Genomic DNA, 371 nt, shown 5'->3' with positions numbered 1-371 from the left:
GCATCGTCGGGCTGACGCTGGATATTGCGCTGATGCAGCTGGCGGGGCTGGAACGCCCCGACGACCAACTGACGGAAACTTACAGAGAGGTATTCGGCGCCATGCGGCGGCAGGCCGAGACCGATCCAAGCCTCGCCGAGCCGCTCTTCCCGGGCGTTGCGGCTATGCTGGACGCGCTGGTTGCACGGCCCGATACGGTGCTCGGCATCGCGACCGGCAAGTCCCGTCGGGGCGCGGACTACATCGTTGAGCGCTATGGCTGGCGTCAGCACATGGCGACGATCCAGACGGCCGATGATGCGCCGTCCAAGCCCCATCCCGGTATGATCCTGCAGGCGATGAGGGAAACCGGCGCGCGGCCGGAACGCACC

General features: G+C 67.1%; 1 protein-coding gene. It reads left to right on the top strand.

Annotated features, from left to right (window positions below; translation table 11 throughout):
• A partial coding sequence (locus tag AB4Y92_RS26550; RefSeq protein WP_441822339.1) for an HAD hydrolase-like protein occupies positions 1–371 on the top strand: 371 nt, incomplete at both ends.

Origin of the sequence: Lysobacter sp. TAB13 (assembly GCF_052113885.1) — a bacterium.
Taxonomy (GTDB): domain Bacteria; phylum Pseudomonadota; class Gammaproteobacteria; order Xanthomonadales; family Xanthomonadaceae; genus Lysobacter; species Lysobacter gummosus.
Note: the sequence above shows the minus strand (reverse complement) of the source record. Positions and strands in the feature narration are given on the sequence as shown.